This is a genomic window from Pseudomonas sp. HD57-3 (genome assembly GCF_056113135.1).
Genome location: NZ_CM148568.1, coordinates 3,395,979 through 3,413,405, shown reverse-complemented (window position 1 = coordinate 3,413,405; position 17,427 = coordinate 3,395,979). Strand labels below are relative to the sequence as shown.

The following is a 17,427-nucleotide window of genomic DNA, read 5'->3' as shown; positions in this document are numbered from 1 at the left end:
AACTCACCGCAAACGGGCCGGGTCAACCGGCCTACCTGCCCTGAGACCCGGAGATTGACGATGACTGACTATCCAAAACCCCCGTTCCCTAAACAGGCGCAACCGGTTCCTGGCTCCCAGCGCAAGATGGAGCCCTACCCCGATTGCGGCGAGCAAAGCTACACCGGCTCCGGTCGGCTGGCCGGCAAGATCGCCCTGATCACCGGCGCCGACAGCGGCATCGGCCGTGCGGTGGCCATTGCCTTCGCCCGCGAAGGTGCTGACGTAGCGGTCGCCTATCTGAATGAACATGAAGATGCCAAGGAAACTGCGCGCTGGGTCGAACAGGCCGGTCGCCAGTGTCTGTTGCTGCCCGGTGATATTGCCCAGAAAGCCCAGTGCCAGGCGCTGGTGGATCAAACTGTCGAGCGTTTCGGCCGTATCGACGTGCTGGTCAACAACGCGGCCTTCCAGATGACCCACGAAACTTTCGAGGAGATTCCCGACGACGAATGGGTGATGACCTTCGACGTCAACATCACCGCGATCTTCCGCCTGTGTCAGGCCGCCATCAAACACATGGGCCCCGGCGCTTCGATCATCAACACCAGTTCGGTCAACTCGGACATGCCCAAACCCACCCTGCTCGCCTACGCCACTACTAAAGGCGCCATCGCCAATTTCACCGGCGGTCTGGCGCAGATGCTCGGCCCGAGGGAAATCCGCGTGAATTGCGTGGCACCGGGGCCGATCTGGACGCCCCTGATCGTCTCGACCATGCCGGATGAGGAAGTGCAGAACTTCGGCGAGCAAACGCCACTCGGGCGGCCCGGCCAACCGGTGGAAGTCGCGCCGATCTACGTGCTGCTGGCGTCGGACGAAGCCAGCTACATCACCGGTCAGCGCTATGGCGTGACCGGCGGCAAACCGATGCTCTGAACCGTCCGCCGAAAAAAGTGAACCGCTGGGCAAGACGGCCTCTCCATACCTTCATGGCCCGTTCGGGTTGCGAGAGATCAGGAGGTCGTCATGTCCGCACCTATCGTCAAGCTCTTCACCCAGCCGAACTTCGCCTGGACCGACATCCGCCGCGAAGAAGAGGCGCATCCGCGTCATTACCTTGCTCACCTGTTGTTGCTGGCCCTCGTCCCGGCGGTGTGCCTGTTCATTGGCACCACCTATGTCGGCTGGAGCCTGGCAGTGGGTGAAACCGTCAGGCTCAGCAGTGCCAGCGCTTTGCAGCTGAGTGTCCTGCTCTACATCACCATCGTGGTCGGCGTGGCGATTATCGGCGGATTCATCCGCTGGATGTCACGGACCTTCGATGCCCGGCCGACGCTCAACCAGTGCATCGGTTTCGCGGCGTACACCGTCACCCCGTTTTTCCTTGCCGGTCTCGCCGGCCTGTACCCGAGCCGCTGGCTGGCGGTGCTGGTGCTTGGCGCGGCCTCGATCTATTCGACGTTTCTGCTGTTCGTCGGCCTGCCGACTTTCATGCACGAGCGCAAGGAACAGGGTTTGCTGTATTCGGCCAGCGTCTGGGGTGTCGCGCTGCTGGTGCTGGTGACGTTGTTGGTGTCGATGATTCTGCTGTGGTTCAACGTGCTGACGCCGGAATACCTGCGCACACCTGTGAGCTAGGCCGGTCATGTCGCGGCGCCATCCAACCGGCGCGGCGGGCCGCCCGTCGTGACCTTCATCATTTGGGTCGCCGTGCTCGGCGCCGTGCTGCTGACCCTCGCACTGACGTCGTCCTACCTGCGCTGGATGCCGGTGACGACGTCAGCGGTGTGTCTGTTGCTGGGTATCGGCATCGGCCCAGTCGGACTCGATCTGCTGGAGTTGCCGCTGGATAAAGCCTCTAAGTGGATGGAGCACCTGACCGAAGTCGCGGTGCTGTTTTCCCTGTTCGTCTGCGGTTTGAAACTGCGTTTGCCGTTGCGCGACAAGCGCTGGCGGATCGCATTCGGCCTGGCGGGGCCGGTGATGGTGCTGACCATCATTGGCGTGTGCCTGCTGTTGCACTTCGGCCTGCACATGCCGTGGGGGCCTTCGTTACTGATCGGTTCGATCCTCGCCCCGACCGACCCGGTGCTCGCGGCGCTGGTACAGGTCAACGATGCGCGGGACGTCGACAGCGTGCGCTTCGGCCTGTCCGGCGAGGCCGGGCTCAATGACGGGATAGCCTTTCCCTTCGTGATCCTCGGCCTGTTACTGCTGAACGGTGAAGGTTTTGCCGCCGAATGGCCCGACTGGGTGCTGCGCAGCCTGCTCTGGGCCGTGCCCGCCGGATTGCTCTGCGGTTACTGGATGGGCCGCGGCATCGGCCGCCTGACCTTGTCACTGCGCATCCGCAACGATGACAGCACCCTCAGCCCCAACGACTATCTGGCGCTGGCGTTGATCGCGCTGGCCTATGTGGTGGCCGAATCCATCGGTGGCTACGGGTTTCTGTCGGTGTTCGCCGCCGGCCTGGGGTTGCGGCAGGAGGAAGTCAAATCCACCGGCGCCCACCAACCGCCCGCCGAGCATCTGGTGCAACCGGTGGTCGGCCATCAGAACGTCGAGCCGCAGCACGCGGTGCACGGCGATACCGAACGACTGGAAGACAGTCAGGTGGCCGCCGGCATCATGATGGGCGACATGCTCGCCTTCGGCAGTCTGGTCGAGCGGGCGATGGAGGTGTTTCTGGTCACCCTGCTCGGCGTGGTGCTGGTCAGTCACTGGGACTGGCGGGCGCTGTTGGTCGGCGGCGTGCTGTTCTGTGTCATTCGTCCCGTGTGCGTGGCGTTGATGCCGTGGGGGTCGCTATTGGCGGGACGCCAAAGATTGCTGATCGGCTGGTTCGGCATTCGTGGCATCGGCAGTCTGTTCTACCTCTTCTATGCGCTGAACCATGGGCTGGGCGACAGCGTGGCCACGCTGTGTACCGACCTGACCCTGTCGGTGGTGGCGCTGAGCATTCTGCTGCACGGCGTCAGCACCCAGCCGATTCTCGCCCGCTACGAGCGGCGTCAAAAACCGGGCAAACCCGAAGAGCACGGTGGTGCTTCAACTGCCCGGGTTGGTCACCTGAATGTAGAAGGCATAGCTGCCGAGCAACATCCAGAACGTGGCAAAGATCCACGGCGTACGAATGGAAAACAGCAGTGACTTGCGATACCCCTTGTGGCTCGACTCCATTTCGCTGAACAGCGGCGATTCGTCATACGCCAGGCCCATCAGGGGTTCGCTGCGCAGCAATTCACTCTGCTTGAAATGCCAATGATCGATGATGTCGTAGGCGGCACGAATTCCCGGCCAGGCATTGAGCGAACTGAGCAGGCCGAGCAAGGCCAGAAACGGTGGCACCACCAGGGTGAACAACTTGCCCCACTCGGGGTTGAGGTTGGCCATGCAGGACGCGAAGGCAATCACCAGAAACGATTGCGCCGCCAGGTAGGCGTCGGTGCGGTTGGCCAGGATGCTGGTTTCGTACTGGATTTCCCGTCGGTAGAAATCCAGCCGCTCCTTGGGTGAACCGAACATTTTGGCGTTATGTTCGTTCAGGGTCTCTTCGGCGGTCGGTTGGGTCAATATGCGTGGCACGATGGAACGCTCCGAAACAAAGCGTTTGGAGGCGCCACGTCTCGGACAAGTTCAGCCCGATTGTGCCCCCGGTTCACTTCATCGACTGGGCAATGATCTCTACAAGATTCAGCTGATTGAACGGTTTCGACAGTCGCGGCAAGCCCGCTGCAAAACCTTCGAGGCGCTCGGCATAACCGGTGGCGAGGATGATCGGCAGATCCGGCTTGAGCAGGCGCACGGCATGAGCCAGTTGCGCGCCGCTCATCTGCGGCATGGCCATGTCGGTGATCATCAAATCGATGACCTCGCCCTGATCGAACAGCTCCAGCGCCTGTGCACCGGAGGTGGCGCTGATCACCCGATGGCCGAGGTCTTCCAGCAGCAGGACCGTGCTGGTGCGCACCAGACTGTCGTCGTCCACCACCAGTACGCTGAGGCGCGGCACTGTATCGGTGGACACCATCGGGCCAAGCGGTTTGGCGACAACACCGTCGACGGCCACCGGCAACCACAGTTCAGCGGTGGTGCCCTGCCCCTGGGTGCTTTTCAGAATGAAGCGGCCGCCCAGTTGTTCGATGAAGCCATGGACCATCGACAACCCCAGCCCGGTGCCCTTGCCCAAGCCTTTGGTGGTGAAAAACGGATCGGTCGCCGACGCCAGCGTTTCAGCGTCCATGCCCTCACCGGTATCGGTCACCCTCAGGCAGACATAGCGCCCGGCCGCCATCGTCGAATCGTGCTGTTCAAGCACCACTTCGGGTTCGGCACTGATGGTGACGCTACCGCCCTCGGGCATGGCGTCGCGGGCATTGGTCGCCAGGTTGAGCACCGCAAGCTCCAACTGGTTGCTGTCGGCCAGCACCGCTTGCAGGTCTTCGGGAAACTGCGTTTCGATGCGGATCCCCGGCCCCAGTGAGCTGCGCAACAGCCCGGTGATGCCCTGCACCAGTTTCGGGATTTCGATCGGTTCGGTCTTGAGTTCCTGACGTCGGGCAAAGGCCAGCATGCGTTGGGTGAGCGACACACCGCGCAACGCGCCCTGCGTGGCGTTCTCCAGCAGACGGCTGACTTTCGGGTCGTCGCCTACGCGTTTGCGCACAATTTCCAGGTTGCCGAGGATCACCGTCAGCAGATTGTTGAAGTCGTGCGCGATACCGCCGCTGAGTTGGCCGATAGCCTGCATTTTCTGCGCCTGGAACAGCGCTTCACGGGTTTTCTCCAGGGCCTGTTGCGCCTGGGTAGCCTCGGTCACGTCGCGGGTGATCTTGGCAAAACCGAGCAAGGTGCCGGTGTCGCCGCGAATCGCATCGACCACCACATGCGCCAGAAACCGCGTGCCGTCCTTGCGCAGGCGCCAGCTCTTGTTCTCGAAACGGCCCTCGCGCACCGCTGTTTCCAGGGCACGCTGGGGTTCACCGGCCTCACGGTCTTCCGGGGTGTAGAACATCGAGAAATGCTTGCCGATGACTTCATCCGGCTTGTAACCCTTGATCCGCTGCGCGCCGGGGTTCCAGTTGGTCACCCGGCCTTCGGGGCTGAGCATGTAGATCGCATAGTCGGTGACGCCCTGCACCAGCAGGCGAAACTGCTGTTCGCTCTGCTTGAGGGTTTCTTCGGCCATCTTGCGGTCGGTCAGGTCGCGGGTGATCTTGGCAAACCCGAGCAGTTGCCCGCTCGGGCTGAAAATCGGATCGATCACCACGTGGCACCAGAAGTGCGTGCCGTCCTTGCGTACCCGCCAGCCTTCACCCTCGAACCGGCCTTCGCGGATCGCCGTGTCGAGTGCTCGCTGCGGCAAACCGTTGGCACGGTCTTCATCGGTGTAGAACCGGGAAAAGTGTTCGCCGAGGATCTCCGCTTCTTCGTAACCCTTGAAGCGCTTGGCGCCGGAGTTCCAGCTGGTAATGATCCCGTCGGGGTCGATCATGTAGATCGCATAATCGACCACCGCATCGATCAGCAAACGAAAGCGCATCTCTTCGATCGCAGCGGACTTCTTGTTCTCGCTCATCAGGCTTGGCTCAAAGCAAATTCTCAATGACAGGAGTATGCGTCAAACCGGTGGAATGGACAGCCGCTTCTGTTTGATCGATTTGCCACCAGCGCGGCAGCAACTGCCGGATACGACTTTCGGCGAAGCGATCATCGATCAGCATCACCACGCCGCGATCCTGCTGGGTGCGGATTACCCGTCCGGCGGCCTGCACCACTTTCTGCACGCCGGGGAACAGGTAGGTGTAGTCGTAACCGGCACCGAAGATCGCGGCCATGCGCCGCTTCATCTGTTCATTGACCGGGTTGAGCTGGGCCAGCCCGAGGGTGGCGATGAACGCGCCGATCAGCCGTGCGCCGGGCAGATCGATGCCTTCACCGAACGCGCCGCCGAGCACGGCGAAGCCGACGCCCTGGCTGTCGGCGGTGAATTGATCGAGGAAATCCTGCCGCGCCCCTTCGGTCATGCCTCGGGATTGCTGCCAGCGGGTGATGTGCGGGTGCCGCTCGGCCAGCAACTGCGCGACCTGTTGCAGGTAATCGAAACTGCTGAAGAACGCCAGGTAGTTGCCCGGACGTTCGCTGAACTGGCGGGCGATCAGCTCGACAATCGGCTCCAGCGATGCCTGACGGTGCGTGAAGCGAGTGGAAATCCGGCTGACGATCTGCACCTGCAATTGTTCGGCGCTAAATGGCGACTCGACATCGATCCAGACCGTGTCGGCCGGCGTGCCAAGCAAATCCGCGTAATAGTGGCGCGGGCTGAGGGTTGCGGAAAACAGCACGCTGCTGCGCGCCGCCGTCAGGCGCGGGCCGATGAACGCCGCCGGCACCACGTTGCGCAGGCACAGTTGCGATAACGGGAGTTTGCGCTCAAGGTCGCGTTTGCTGATGTCGAACAGGTAATGCGCGTCGAACAGTTCCGCCACCCGGCCGAACTGCAGCATCTCGAAGTAGAAGTTCTGCAAGGCGCTGTCGAGCCCTTGCGGGTGATCGTTGAGGTAGTCGCCAATGCTCGCCGTGCAGGATGAAAGCGCCTGCAACAGTTTTTCCGGCGCCTTGTCGTAGGCCTGATACGGCGCCAACTGGTCATTGTGCAGGGCGTTCCATTCGCGGTTGACCCGTTGCAACGACTTCTTCAACGCCTCGGGGGCGGTTTTGCGCACGCTGCCCAGTGTCGCCTGATCGAGGGTGGCGCTGTACATCTGCCGCCCGCGCTCGACCAGGTTATGCGACTCGTCCACCAGCACCGCAACGTTCCATTGATTGAACTGGGCCAGACCGAACAGCAGCGCGCTGAAATCGAAGTAATAGTTGTAGTCCGCCACCACTACGTCGGCCCAACGGGCCATTTCCTGGCTCAGGTAGTACGGACATACACCGTGCTGCGTCGCGACGTCTCGCAGCGCGGCCTGATCCAGCAGACGCAATTGGCTGGCGGCTTCGCGGGCAGCGGGCAAGCGGTCGTAAAAGCCCTGGGCCAACAGGCAGGACTCGCCGTGACAGGCCTTGTCCGGATGTTCGCAGGCCTTGTCCCGGGCGACCATTTCCAGCACCCGCAGGGGCAAGGTTTCGCTGTGATCGAACAGCACTTGCGCCGCATCCAGCGCCAGTTTGCGTCCGGGTGTCTTGGCGGTGAGGAAGTAGACCTTGTCCAGTTGCTGCGGCGCCAATGCCTTGAGCATCGGAAACAGGGTGCCGAGGGTCTTGCCGATCCCGGTCGGGGCCTGGGCCATCAGGCAGCGGCCGGTGCTGACGGCCTTGAACACCGATTCGGCGAGGTGACGCTGGCCGGGGCGAAATGCGGCATGGGGAAAGCCCAGTTGCTGCGCCGCCCGGTTGCGCGCGTCGCGGTGGGCCATTTCCTGTTCGGCCCACGCCAGGAACAAACCGCACTGTTGTTCGAAGAACTGCCGCAGCGCTTCGGCGCTGAAAGCCTCGACCAGACAGGTTTCCTTTTCCGTGACGATGTCGAAATACACCAGCGCCAGATTGATCTGCTCAAGCTGCAATCGACAGCACATCAGCCAGCCGTAGATTTTCGCCTGGGCCCAATGCAGCGTACGGTGATTGGCCGGCTGCTTGCTCAAATCGCCGCGGTAGGTTTTGACTTCTTCCAGGCAGTTCTGCGTCGCGTCATAGCCGTCCGCCCTGCCCTTGACCTTCAATGGCCCGAATGCGCCGTCCAGTGCCACTTCGCTCTGGTAGGCGTCGTTGCGCCGGGACGCCACGGTGCGATGCCCGGCAATCCCCTCCAGCGCGGTCGGTGACGGGGTGAAGCGAAGGTCGAGGTCACCGGTTTTCGCGGTGAATTCGCACAACGCCCGCACCGCGATGCTGTAGCTCAAGCGCCCTGCTCCGCCCATTGCACGTAACACACGGCGACCGGCATCCGGTGCGTGTTGCAGAACTCCAGCCAGCGCAGTTGGTTGTCCTGCAAGCGATCGCCCGGGCCTTTGACTTCGATCATCCGGTAGGTCTTGTGCTGCGGCCAGAACTGGATCAGGTCGGGCATGCCGGCACGATTGGCCTTGATGTCCACCAGCAGACGGCTGAACCAGTGCTTGAGGTGTTCGGCCGGCAGACAGGCCAGCGCCTGTTCCAACAAATCCTCATTGAGCGCGCCCCAGAACACGAACGGCGACTGCACGCCCCATTTGGTGGCGAACCGCGCGCGAATGGTGTCGGCATAACGACCATCGTCGAGTTCGGCCAGACAGGCCTGAAACAGCTCGGCGCGTCGGGGCTGGAAGTCCTCGTTGAGCAGATCCACCGGCCCGCGCTGGAACGGGTGAAAGAACGCGCCCGGCAACGGCGCGAAGATCGCCGGCCAGCACAGCAGGCCGAACAGTGAATTGATCAGGCTGTTTTCCACGTAATGCACCGGGCCTGTTTCTTCGTGCAGGTGCGCCTGAACGTGATATTCCACCGACAACGCCGGATCGAGACGCGGCAGGTGCAGGTCCAGCCGCTCCACCAGACCGGGTGCCGTGCGCTTGATGGGTGGCCCGCCGAGCTTGCGCCGCAGGCGCGGCAACACCCGTTGCAGGCCCTGCTGTTCGGTGGCGGTTTCCGGCGCCTGCTCGGCAATGAGCGCCAGTTCTAGGGCCAGCGCGTATTCGGCGCTGCGCTCCAGCACACGGATCATCCGCAATCGTGCGCCGGGATAGGCGCAGTCGCGATAGATCTTCAGGGCCAGAGCGAATTCGCCGAGGCGCTCGCAGTATTGGCCGATCTGGAACAACAGCTTGCCGCGCCGGCGTTGCAGCCACGGGTTGTCGAAATGCAGCGCCGCGACCTGTTCGACGATAGGTTCCAGCGGCTCGCCGGCTTCAAAATACAGCTGGCAGTCGTGCAGAAACAGGCAGGCATCGACGTCCGCGCGGCTGCGCAAGCCCCGGGAATCGGCGCTGAATTCGACTTTTTCATAAGTGAAGATACCGAGGTCGGCGAGCACGAATTCCGACCAGTCCTGATAGAGGTTGCCGAAGAACATCAGGCGAAAACGGTCGCACAGGTCCATCAGCGTCAGGCTGAACAGCCGATCCGCCAGCGTTGGGCACCATTGCACGAAACTGCGGGGCTCGGGGAATTGTTCGTGCAGCAGCGGCAACCAGTCGACCTTCTTGCCTTTAGGCTGATCGATGGCCGGGCCGAAGGCTTGCAGGATCTCGGCCTTGAGCAGCACCTCGAACAGTTCCGCCATCGACAACGGCGCCTGTTCATCGAGCCAGCCATGCGCCAGCAGCGGATGCGCCGCCTCGGCGATGTCGCCGATTTCCGGATAATTCAGCTTGCCGGCACGAAAATGCACGCCCTTGCGCATCACCATCCGCACCAGCAATCCCTGTGATCCGCGCGGCAGTGTATTGAAGTCGCGGATGAAGGCGTGCTCCGCTTCGTTCATGACGTCGGCGTAACGAAGCTCAAGCCAATCAAGCACCTGGCGGAAGTTGTTGAGGTAATAGAACGGATCGTCGAGGGGATTGGCAGTCACGGTGATTTCGGGGCCATGGCAAGCGAGTACTGGTTATGCGTACAGATACCAGCCTGCCCCGGCGGGCGCAAACGGAAAAAGATCAGTGGCACCTTCATTGCGGATTTTTTCAGGTGGCCATCGAACTTTTCCCGGCGTAATGGCACCAACCGCGTTAGAGGCCGACAATGGTCGAAATGAACAGGAATGCTGCTTATGAAAATCAAGACTCTCGGGATCCCGTTGGCTGTTGCGGCCCTGCTGACCCTGGCCGGTTGCTCGACCCCGACGGTGGTCACCCTGCAGAACGGCACCCAGTACCTGACCGAGGACATGCCCGATACCAAAAACGAGGATGGCTTCTACGAGTTCAAGGATATTTCCGGCGCCAAAGTCCGCGTACGTGCCGACGAAGTGGCCACGGTGCGCAAGGAAGACTGACGGTTACCCCATCAAAAAAGGCTGCGTTCCTGTAGGAGCGCAGCCTTTTTTGCATTGATCAGCGGGGTAATGCCATGCCCGGGAGGGAGTCGTCGCAACTGAAGGGCCGCTCGCCCCGGCGAACCAGTTCTTCCTGCAAGCGCTGGCAACGCTGACGCTCTTGCTGTGCCATGCGGTCGATGCTCAGGTTGCCGGTCATCTCCGGCGTTTTGTCTTCGCCGATGCGAACGGTCACGAACGGTTGTTCGGGCTGGATATGAAAGCGGCTTTTTTCTTCGACGGGTTTGACGTCATCACTCTCGGCCGGCTTTGGCAGTTCGTCGGTGGTGACGCCATAGCGGCTCAGAATCGAGCTGTGAGGCAGATCGGCCCAGGCATTGGCCGACAGCAGCGCCAGTCCCGCGATACCGATAAACCTCTTGAAACCTTTCACGTGTGAATCTCCTGTACTCGTTGGCGACCCTTAGATGACGAACGTTGCCGTCATGGCTTTAGGCCGCATTTCCTGTTGGTGCAGGGATTGGAGTCAGGGAATGGCTGGTGAGTCACTTTTGATATGGGGAGGAGCGCGCCCCTCCCCACCCTTACCGTCAGGCGATCACGATCCCGTCGGCACTGAGGCTGTTCAACGCAACCCCGACCAGCGTTACCGAATCGCCGCCAAATTTCAGCACCGTATCCTGCCCCACCGCCGTGGCATGGGCGCGGAAGTCGTCGTTGGGCAACACCCCTTGCACGCCGAGGAACACCAGTTTGTCGTTGGCGGTGTAACCCACCACGCGATCCTGACCGAACGCGCCGCTAAACAGGAAGGTATCCGCCCCGCCGCCCGATTCCATCAGATCATTACCGGCGCCGCCGACGAATACGTCGTTGCCCGCTCCGCCGATCAAATGGTCGTTGCCGTCCAGGCCGAACAGCCAGTCACCGCCAGCCTTGGCCTTGAGGGTGTCGGCGCCGCCGGTGCCCTTCACGCTCGATTCGTACTGGGTGACGTTGTTGCCGACCTTAAGACCGGTCGCCGTGACGCTGTGGGTCACGTCATCCTTGAACAGGCCCCAGAGGAAGCCCGGCTCCTTGGTGACGATGCTGCCGATGTCGCGGGTGATGCTGATCCCGCCGTTGGCATCGCGGATGTACAGGTTGCCGGCGCCGTCGTTGGCGAAGTCGAAGCTATTGACCGACTTCTGCAACTCCAGGGTGTTGTTGCCCGAGCCGCCGAGCAGGATGTTGTAACCCCCGCCATCACGGAACGTGTCGTTGCCGGCGCGGCCTTCCAGATAGTCGTTGCCGCTGCCGCCCTGGATCAGGTCGTTGCCGTCGCTGCCGATGATGAACGTGCTGCCCTTGTGGGTTTCGGCGTTGCGGTTCAGGTCCTGCACCCAGGTGTTGGCCCGCGCCGGATCCGACAGGTTGGCGACGATAATCGTCGAGTCCTTGCTGGTCAGGTCGTAGAACTTCGACTCGATCACCCGGTTCATGCCGTCGCCGTAGGCGGTCGGCAGGTGCGAGATCCAGGTCGGAATGTTGACGATCGAGAACGGCAGCACGTTCCACGCCGCCGAGGCGTAGTGGTCGTTGAAGCTGACGATGTTGTCGGTCGCCGACTCCTTGGGTGCGTCGTGCACACCGAGCGAGGCGCCGGTGAAGGTCGAGCCGTCGAGTGCGCGGAACACCGGATCGTTTTCGTAGCCGACGTTGAGCACCTTGTCGGTGCTGCTCTGGGTCGGCGAGGCGTAGGCGATGTAGTTGGAGTCCTGGAAGAACCCGCCCCATTTGCTGGTGCTCAAGTCCGCCATGCTGTTGACCGCCAGCCCGCCGAGGCTATGACCGCTGACCAGCACGTCCTTGCCGGTCAGGCCGTTGGCCTTGGCGAACGCCACCACATCGTTCATCAGGTTGCCGAAGGCTTCGCCGACATAGTTCTTGGCGTAATCCTTGGGCCCGAACGCGGCGAGCAAGTCGTTGATCACGTCACCGATGGAATCGCCAATCAGGATTTCCCGCGGGCCGCTGGTACCGCGAAAGGCGATGCCGATTTCCGTCAGATGGCCCTGAGCGTCGTATTTGCCGAGGATTTCCACTTGGGCGCTGGTGTAACCGGCTTTTTCGCCGAAAAAGGTGCCACGGGCATCGGTCTTGCCTTCGTAGCCCAGTTGCGAGGCGGTGATCGGGGTCCAGCCGGCTTTTTTCACCGCGTCGAGTGCGGCTTTTTCCGAATCGGGGTTCCACGGAATGCCGGGAATCACCCCTTGGGAATCCGTGCCGCCGATCAGCGCGGTCACCAGCGTGGCCGGCAAACCGAGGCCGAAGCCGTTGTGCTGATAACCGACGGCAAAGCCGTTATCGAGGTTGTGGTAGGAATACAGCGTAATGGCCATGGCGTCGCTGAATAGCGCCTTGGATTCCGCCGTACCGAAGTTCTTGTAGTCATACACACCCATTGCTGTTGCCTCTCTCTTTGTTGGAATTGTTCAGAGATAGCTCACAACCAGAACGCCCCTTCCGAGGCGCCCCGGAGCATTTCAGTACAACTTTCGTTTGTCAGGCGAAGACGAAACTCGAATCCGACAGGTTAGCCACACCCACCCCGATCAGCGTCACGGCAAAGTCGCCAATCTTCAGCACGGTATCGCTTCCGGACTGCGACGCGTGTTGCTTGTAGTCGTAGCCCTGCCCCGCGCCCTCGACGCCCATGAACACCAGTTTGTCGCTGCCCTGGTAGCCATTGATCGCGTCGAAGCCGAAGGCGCCGCTGAACAGGAAGGTGTTGTTGCCACCCACCGCGCTCATCACGTCGTTGCCGGCGCCGCCGACGAAGGTCACGTGGGCCTTGTCGCTTTGCAGGTGATCGTTGCCGCCCAGGCCGAACAGCCAGTCGCCGTCGGCGGTGGCTTTGAGGGTGTCGCCCATGGCGCCGCCGCTGAGCGAATGGTTGTACTGGGTCAGTTCGGCACCGTTGGCCAGGCCTTTGGCGGTGACGGTCCAGGTGATTTCCTTGCTGCCCCACCACGACCCCGACTCCTTACTCACCAGCGCGCCGATGTCACGGGTCATGCTGATGCCGCCGTAGGCGTCACGCACGTACAGCGTGCCGTCGCCGTCGTTGGCGAAGCTGAAGTTCTGCAACGGCTTTTGCAACTCGAAGGTATTGTGGCCCTGGCCACCGAGCAGGATGTTGAAGCCGCCGTCGTCACGGAAACGGTCATCGCCGCCCAGCCCTTCGAGGAAGTCGTTGCCCGCCCCGCCCTTGAGCCAGTCACCGCTGTCGGTGCCGATGATGACCGTGCTGCCGGTGTGCGGCTCGCCGCTGCGGCCCAGATCCTCGACCCAGGTCTTGCCCCGCGACGCTTCCTCAAGGTTGGAGACGATGATCGTCGAGTCCTTGTGAGTCAGGCCGTAGAACTTCGACGCGATCACCCGGTTCAGGCCGTCGGCATACCCCAGCGAGCTGTGGGCCGACCAGTTCAGCGGATTGGCGATGCTGAATGGCACCAGGTTCTGCGCGGTGGACGCGTAGTTGTCGTTGAAGTTGACGATGTTGTCGGTGGTCGAATCGTGCGGCTTGTCGTGCTTGCCCATCGACGCGGTACTGAACGTGGTGCCGTCGAGCACGCGGAACACCGGGTCGTTCTCGTAACCGATGTTCAGCACGTTGGTGCCGGTGCTGCTCTGGGTCGGCGAGGCGAACGAAATGTAATTGGCGTCCTTGAAGAACCCGCCCCAGTTGCTCGCGCTCAACTCCGCCACGCTGTTGACCCCGAGACCGCCGAGGCTGTGGCCGCTGATCAACACATCCTTGGCCGCGATGCCGTGGGCGACAGCGAAAGCCGCCACCGATTTGAGCAGGTTGTCGAAGGCGTTTTTCGCGTACTGGGTGGCGTAATCCGTCGGGCCGATGGCGGCCAGCAGGTTGTTTTTCATGTCACCAAAAGTGTCGCTGTAACCCAGCCCGCCGGTGCCCCGGAAGGCCACGCCGATGCCGATCAGCTTGCCCCCGGCGTCGTACTTGCCGAGCACTTCGGCTTCGGCGCTGGTGAAGCCGTCCTTCTCGCCGAAGAACGTGCCCTGCGTCCCGACCTTGCCCTGATAGCCCAGCGCCGTGGCGCCGATCGGCTTCCAGCCGGTGCCGGGCAAAGCCTGCCCGGTCGGCGTGTAGGCATACAGCGTCAGGGCGATGGCATCGCTGTACAGCGCTTTGCCGTCGGCATTTTTGTAATCGAACAATCCCATGTTGTGCTCTCTCTTCCTTTCAAAAACGGCAGTTCTCTAAAGAACTGCCGCTACCCCTTAGAACTGCCAGTCCAGCGTCAGGCCCACACCGTGGTCCTTTTCGTTGGAGCCGATCAGCCCGTTATAGTCCAGGTTGACCCGGACATCGCGATTGAGCGCCAGCCCGGCGCGCACGCCGACTACCGCTGCATCTCGATCCATCGACACACTTTGCACGGTGAACGCACTGTTGCCATTGACGAAAGCCAAGTGACTGTCGGCATCCACGCTGCTCAGATTGTGCTGCCAGCCCAGGCTTGCGCCCAGTTCCAGCTGGTGTTTCTCCGACAGGGCAAACGTGCGTTTGGCCCGCACACCGAGGGTCGACAACACCACATCGCGGTTGTCATCGCCGCCCTTCAGTGCGGCGGCATCACCCTTCTCGGTGAAGCTGTCGCTGTTGAGGTGCACGTAGGCCAGATTGGCGAACGGCTCCAGGTTCATCGGTTGCAGGCCCAGGTCGTAGGCCGCTTCGGTGAACAGTTGCGCGGTGGTCGCATCGCGCTTGGTTTTCTGTTTGCCGCTGACGCCAGCGAACTGCAGGTCGCGTTTGACGTCAATGCGATGCCAGCTGTAAGCCGCACCGGCGGTCAGACGCAGTGCATCAATCTGATGCCCCAGGTACGCGCCCAGGTGATAGCTATCGACCGAGGCGGACGAATGTGTACCCTCGCCCATGCTCAACGAGCTGTCGCTATAACCAGTAACGAAACCAAGACGGGTATCTTCAGCGATCAAGCCGTCGACACCGGCCAGCAGGCCGCCGATGGAGCTGGTGGAATCGGCGTATTTCGACCCGCCATCGCTCTTGCCCCAGGCGCCCAGCACTTTGAGCCAGGCGTTACTGCGGTCATCGGTCGGTGCGCCGGCATCGAACAGATCACGCTCACGCAGACGTTCGCCCACGGCATCGCGCAGGTAGCGGCTGTCGTTGATCAGCAGCGTGCCGATGGCCGGGTGAATCTCGCCGGACAGTTGCTGGAAGGCATCCTGCGCAGCGGCCGCCGACGGCGACAGCAACAGGGTTTCGAACAACGCATTGCCGGCGCCGAGGCGTTCGGCGGCAGCACCGACCGCGCGCTGGTTCGGGGTCAGGCCGACGCTGGCGAACGAGGCGCCATTGCGGCCGACGTCCAGTTGCACACCGCTCGCCGAGTACGCCAGGGTGCCGCCGAGGAACGCGTAGTCAGGCAACACTTGGCCGAACTGCCCTTCAATGCCACCCGCTGCCTGCAAGATGTTGAACTGGGTGCCGAGCAGGCTTTTCACTTCGCCCGTGGTCAACAGCGTCGGGCTGTTTTCCAGCGACATGGTCACGGTTGCGCCTTCGATCACCGCTTTGCCACCGGCGACGATCCGGTCGCTGCTGGTCGGCGACACTTCCACCGCATAGGTCGAACCTGGCGCGAAGGTCACGTCACCGGCCACGTTCAAGGTGCCGATGGAATTGCCCGGCGCCACGGTGCCGCCGCTGTTGGCGGTCAGTGCGGCGATCCGGCCGTTACCGCCGAGGATGCCGCCGTCATTGACCGTGACCGCCGATTGCAGCGAGCCATTGATTGCCAGTCGCCCCTGATTGACCAAGGTCGGGCCGCTGTAGGTGTTGTTGCCGGTCAGCACCAGGGTGCCGATGCCTTGTTTGGTCAGACCGCCATGGCCGGAGATGTTGTTGCGCCAGGTATCGAGCCCGCAGGTGATGTCGTTGCACACGCGCTCGGTGGGTTTGCCCGCATCGATGATCGCGCCGATGCCCGGCAGATCGGCTACGAACTGACCGGAACCGTAGGCGCCCTGAATGCGGAATTCTTCAGGAATGTCCTGCTCGGTGACGAACATGGCCGGGCCGTCGATGCCCTTGCGCAGGTTGATCATGCCCCAGCCATACAGGGCGTCGATGCCCGGTGCGCCGAGGTCGGTGGCCGTGGTGCGCAACACGCTGGCGACCTGATCGCCGGACATGTACGGGAAGCGCTCCATCAGCACCGCCATGGAACCGGCCACGTGCGGCGCGGCCATCGAGGTGCCGTTGTAGTTCTTGTAGCCGGTGGTCAGGTTGTCGGCGTTGGTGCCTTCGATGATCGAGCTGAAGATTTTCGTGCCCGGTGCCGAGACGCAGAAACTCGCGGTGTAGCCGCATCGCGAAGAGAACGTACTCATGATGTACGGATTGGCGCTGGCCAGATCCGGGTTCTTTTGCAGGGCGGCGACGGTGACCCAGTTCGGCGCGATGTCCGGCACGAAGTAACCGAGACCGGCGATGGCGTCCGGGTTGTTCAGGTTGTAGTCGTTGCCCGCCGCGAAGATCGTCACGATCCCGCTGCGTGCGGCGGCGATTGCGCCGTCGTAAGCGCCGCCGGGTTTGGTGCCCAGCAGTGTGCGGATTTCGTTGAACTGCAATTGCGCGTCGTTGACGGTGAAGTGCGGGTACGCAGGGTCACGGCCGCCGAGGTCAAAACGGTCGGTGATGCCGATGCCCCAGCTGTTGTTGATGATCCGCGCGCCGCTGGCGATCAGCGCATCCCAGCCGGCCTTGTACACCGCGCCGTCGTTGCCGCGCACGATGCCGTCTTCCGGGCCCGGGTCGCCGTTGTCGGCGCTGATGATCTGCGCGCCGAACGCCACACCGTGCATCGGGCCGCCGTCTCGGCTGCCGGCAGCGATACCGCCGACGTGGGTGCCGTGGGCGCCGAGCTTGCCGTCGGAGCCGACCGAGGGCGAACCGTCATAACGGAACGCGTCGCCGGCTTTGACCGGGATGTACGGGTCGGTGTATTCGCGGATCCCCGAGGTCACCAGGGTGATGACCTTGTTGCTGCCGGAGAACTCCGGGTGCGCGGCGTAGACCGGCTGGTCGAAGATCCCCAGTTTCACGCCTTTACCGGTATAACCTGCGGCGTAGGCGTGATCCGCGCCGATGGCGCCCAGGCCCCAGTCGGCCTGGAATTCGGCGCTGCGCCAACTGCCCGGATCCCCTGCCCGACCGCTTTCCACGTAGGGCGCCGCGTGCGCGCTGCCCCAGGTGGCCAGTGCGCAGAGCAAGGCAACGTTGAGAGTTTTCAGGCGAAAGCATCCACCCGATTGCGCGGGGGTGTTGTTGTTTTTCATCCAGCGACCTTCCTTAGTGATGTTGCGAAAAATCCGTCTATTAAAGTGATCGTTCCCATGCTCTCCCCGCTGATCATTCCCACGTCGAGGCG

At 62.3% G+C, this 17,427-nt stretch carries 12 protein-coding genes; 4 read left to right on the top strand and 8 right to left on the bottom strand.

Annotation, left to right across the window (positions count from 1 at the left end; translation table 11 throughout):
• Window positions 1-60: 60 nt before the first annotated feature.
• The 3 genes from AC0R79_RS15275 (at window position 61) to AC0R79_RS15265 (ending at window position 3,132) form a co-directional block, all read left to right on the top strand.
• Window positions 61-918, top strand: a complete 858-nt coding sequence (locus AC0R79_RS15275; protein WP_375747098.1) for a glucose 1-dehydrogenase — start codon at window positions 61-63, stop codon at window positions 916-918.
• Between the two features lie 90 nt (window positions 919-1,008).
• The gene (locus AC0R79_RS15270) at window positions 1,009-1,620 is read left to right on the top strand and encodes a Yip1 family protein (protein WP_085603717.1); all 612 of its coding nucleotides are present in this window, start codon (window positions 1,009-1,011) and stop codon (window positions 1,618-1,620) included.
• A 48-nt stretch (window positions 1,621-1,668) separates the two neighbouring features.
• Window positions 1,669-3,132, top strand: a complete 1,464-nt coding sequence (locus tag AC0R79_RS15265) for a cation:proton antiporter (protein ID WP_474730324.1) — start codon at window positions 1,669-1,671, stop codon at window positions 3,130-3,132.
• Here the strand turns inward: AC0R79_RS15265 and AC0R79_RS15260 are convergent.
• From AC0R79_RS15260 to AC0R79_RS15245, 4 genes are all read right to left on the bottom strand, one after another.
• Window positions 3,031-3,567 carry a hypothetical protein gene (locus AC0R79_RS15260; protein ID WP_007951411.1) on the bottom strand — a complete coding sequence of 179 codons (537 nt, stop codon included), beginning with the start codon at window positions 3,565-3,567 and terminating at the stop codon, window positions 3,031-3,033. The genes AC0R79_RS15265 and AC0R79_RS15260 overlap by 102 nt on opposite strands.
• Window positions 3,568-3,640: 73 nt before the next feature.
• Window positions 3,641-5,560: a hybrid sensor histidine kinase/response regulator gene (locus AC0R79_RS15255; protein ID WP_127798112.1), complete on the bottom strand. Its 1,920-nt coding sequence runs from the start codon at window positions 5,558-5,560 to the stop codon at window positions 3,641-3,643.
• A 10-nt stretch (window positions 5,561-5,570) separates the two neighbouring features.
• The gene (locus AC0R79_RS15250; protein ID WP_474730322.1) at window positions 5,571-7,889 is read right to left on the bottom strand and encodes an ATP-dependent DNA helicase; all 2,319 of its coding nucleotides are present in this window, start codon (window positions 7,887-7,889) and stop codon (window positions 5,571-5,573) included.
• Complete coding sequence (locus tag AC0R79_RS15245) at window positions 7,886-9,538, bottom strand: VRR-NUC domain-containing protein (RefSeq protein ID WP_474730320.1); 1,653 nt, start codon at window positions 9,536-9,538, stop codon at window positions 7,886-7,888. Before AC0R79_RS15245 ends, AC0R79_RS15250 begins: the two co-directional genes overlap by 4 nt.
• Window positions 9,539-9,733: 195 nt before the next feature.
• Between AC0R79_RS15245 and AC0R79_RS15240 the strand changes: the two genes are divergently transcribed.
• Window positions 9,734-9,958 (top strand): YgdI/YgdR family lipoprotein, encoded by a 225-nt coding sequence (locus AC0R79_RS15240; protein ID WP_011334101.1) that lies wholly within the window; start codon window positions 9,734-9,736, stop codon window positions 9,956-9,958.
• Window positions 9,959-10,016: 58 nt separating this feature from the next.
• Here the strand turns inward: AC0R79_RS15240 and AC0R79_RS15235 are convergent, their stop codons facing one another.
• The 4 genes from AC0R79_RS15235 to AC0R79_RS15220 form a co-directional block, all read right to left on the bottom strand.
• Window positions 10,017-10,391, bottom strand: a complete 375-nt coding sequence (locus AC0R79_RS15235; protein ID WP_273899469.1) for a hypothetical protein — start codon at window positions 10,389-10,391, stop codon at window positions 10,017-10,019.
• A gap of 157 nt (window positions 10,392-10,548) precedes the next feature.
• The gene (locus AC0R79_RS15230) at window positions 10,549-12,402 is read right to left on the bottom strand and encodes a polyurethane esterase (protein WP_127798108.1); all 1,854 of its coding nucleotides are present in this window, start codon (window positions 12,400-12,402) and stop codon (window positions 10,549-10,551) included.
• A 100-nt stretch (window positions 12,403-12,502) separates the two neighbouring features.
• A complete protein-coding gene (locus tag AC0R79_RS15225) occupies window positions 12,503-14,191 on the bottom strand; it encodes a polyurethane esterase (protein ID WP_474730318.1) in 1,689 nt (562 codons plus the stop codon).
• Window positions 14,192-14,248: 57 nt separating this feature from the next.
• Window positions 14,249-17,335, bottom strand: coding sequence for an autotransporter domain-containing protein (locus AC0R79_RS15220; RefSeq protein WP_474730316.1), 3,087 nt, complete (start codon window positions 17,333-17,335; stop codon window positions 14,249-14,251).
• Window positions 17,336-17,427: the final 92 nt, after the last annotated feature.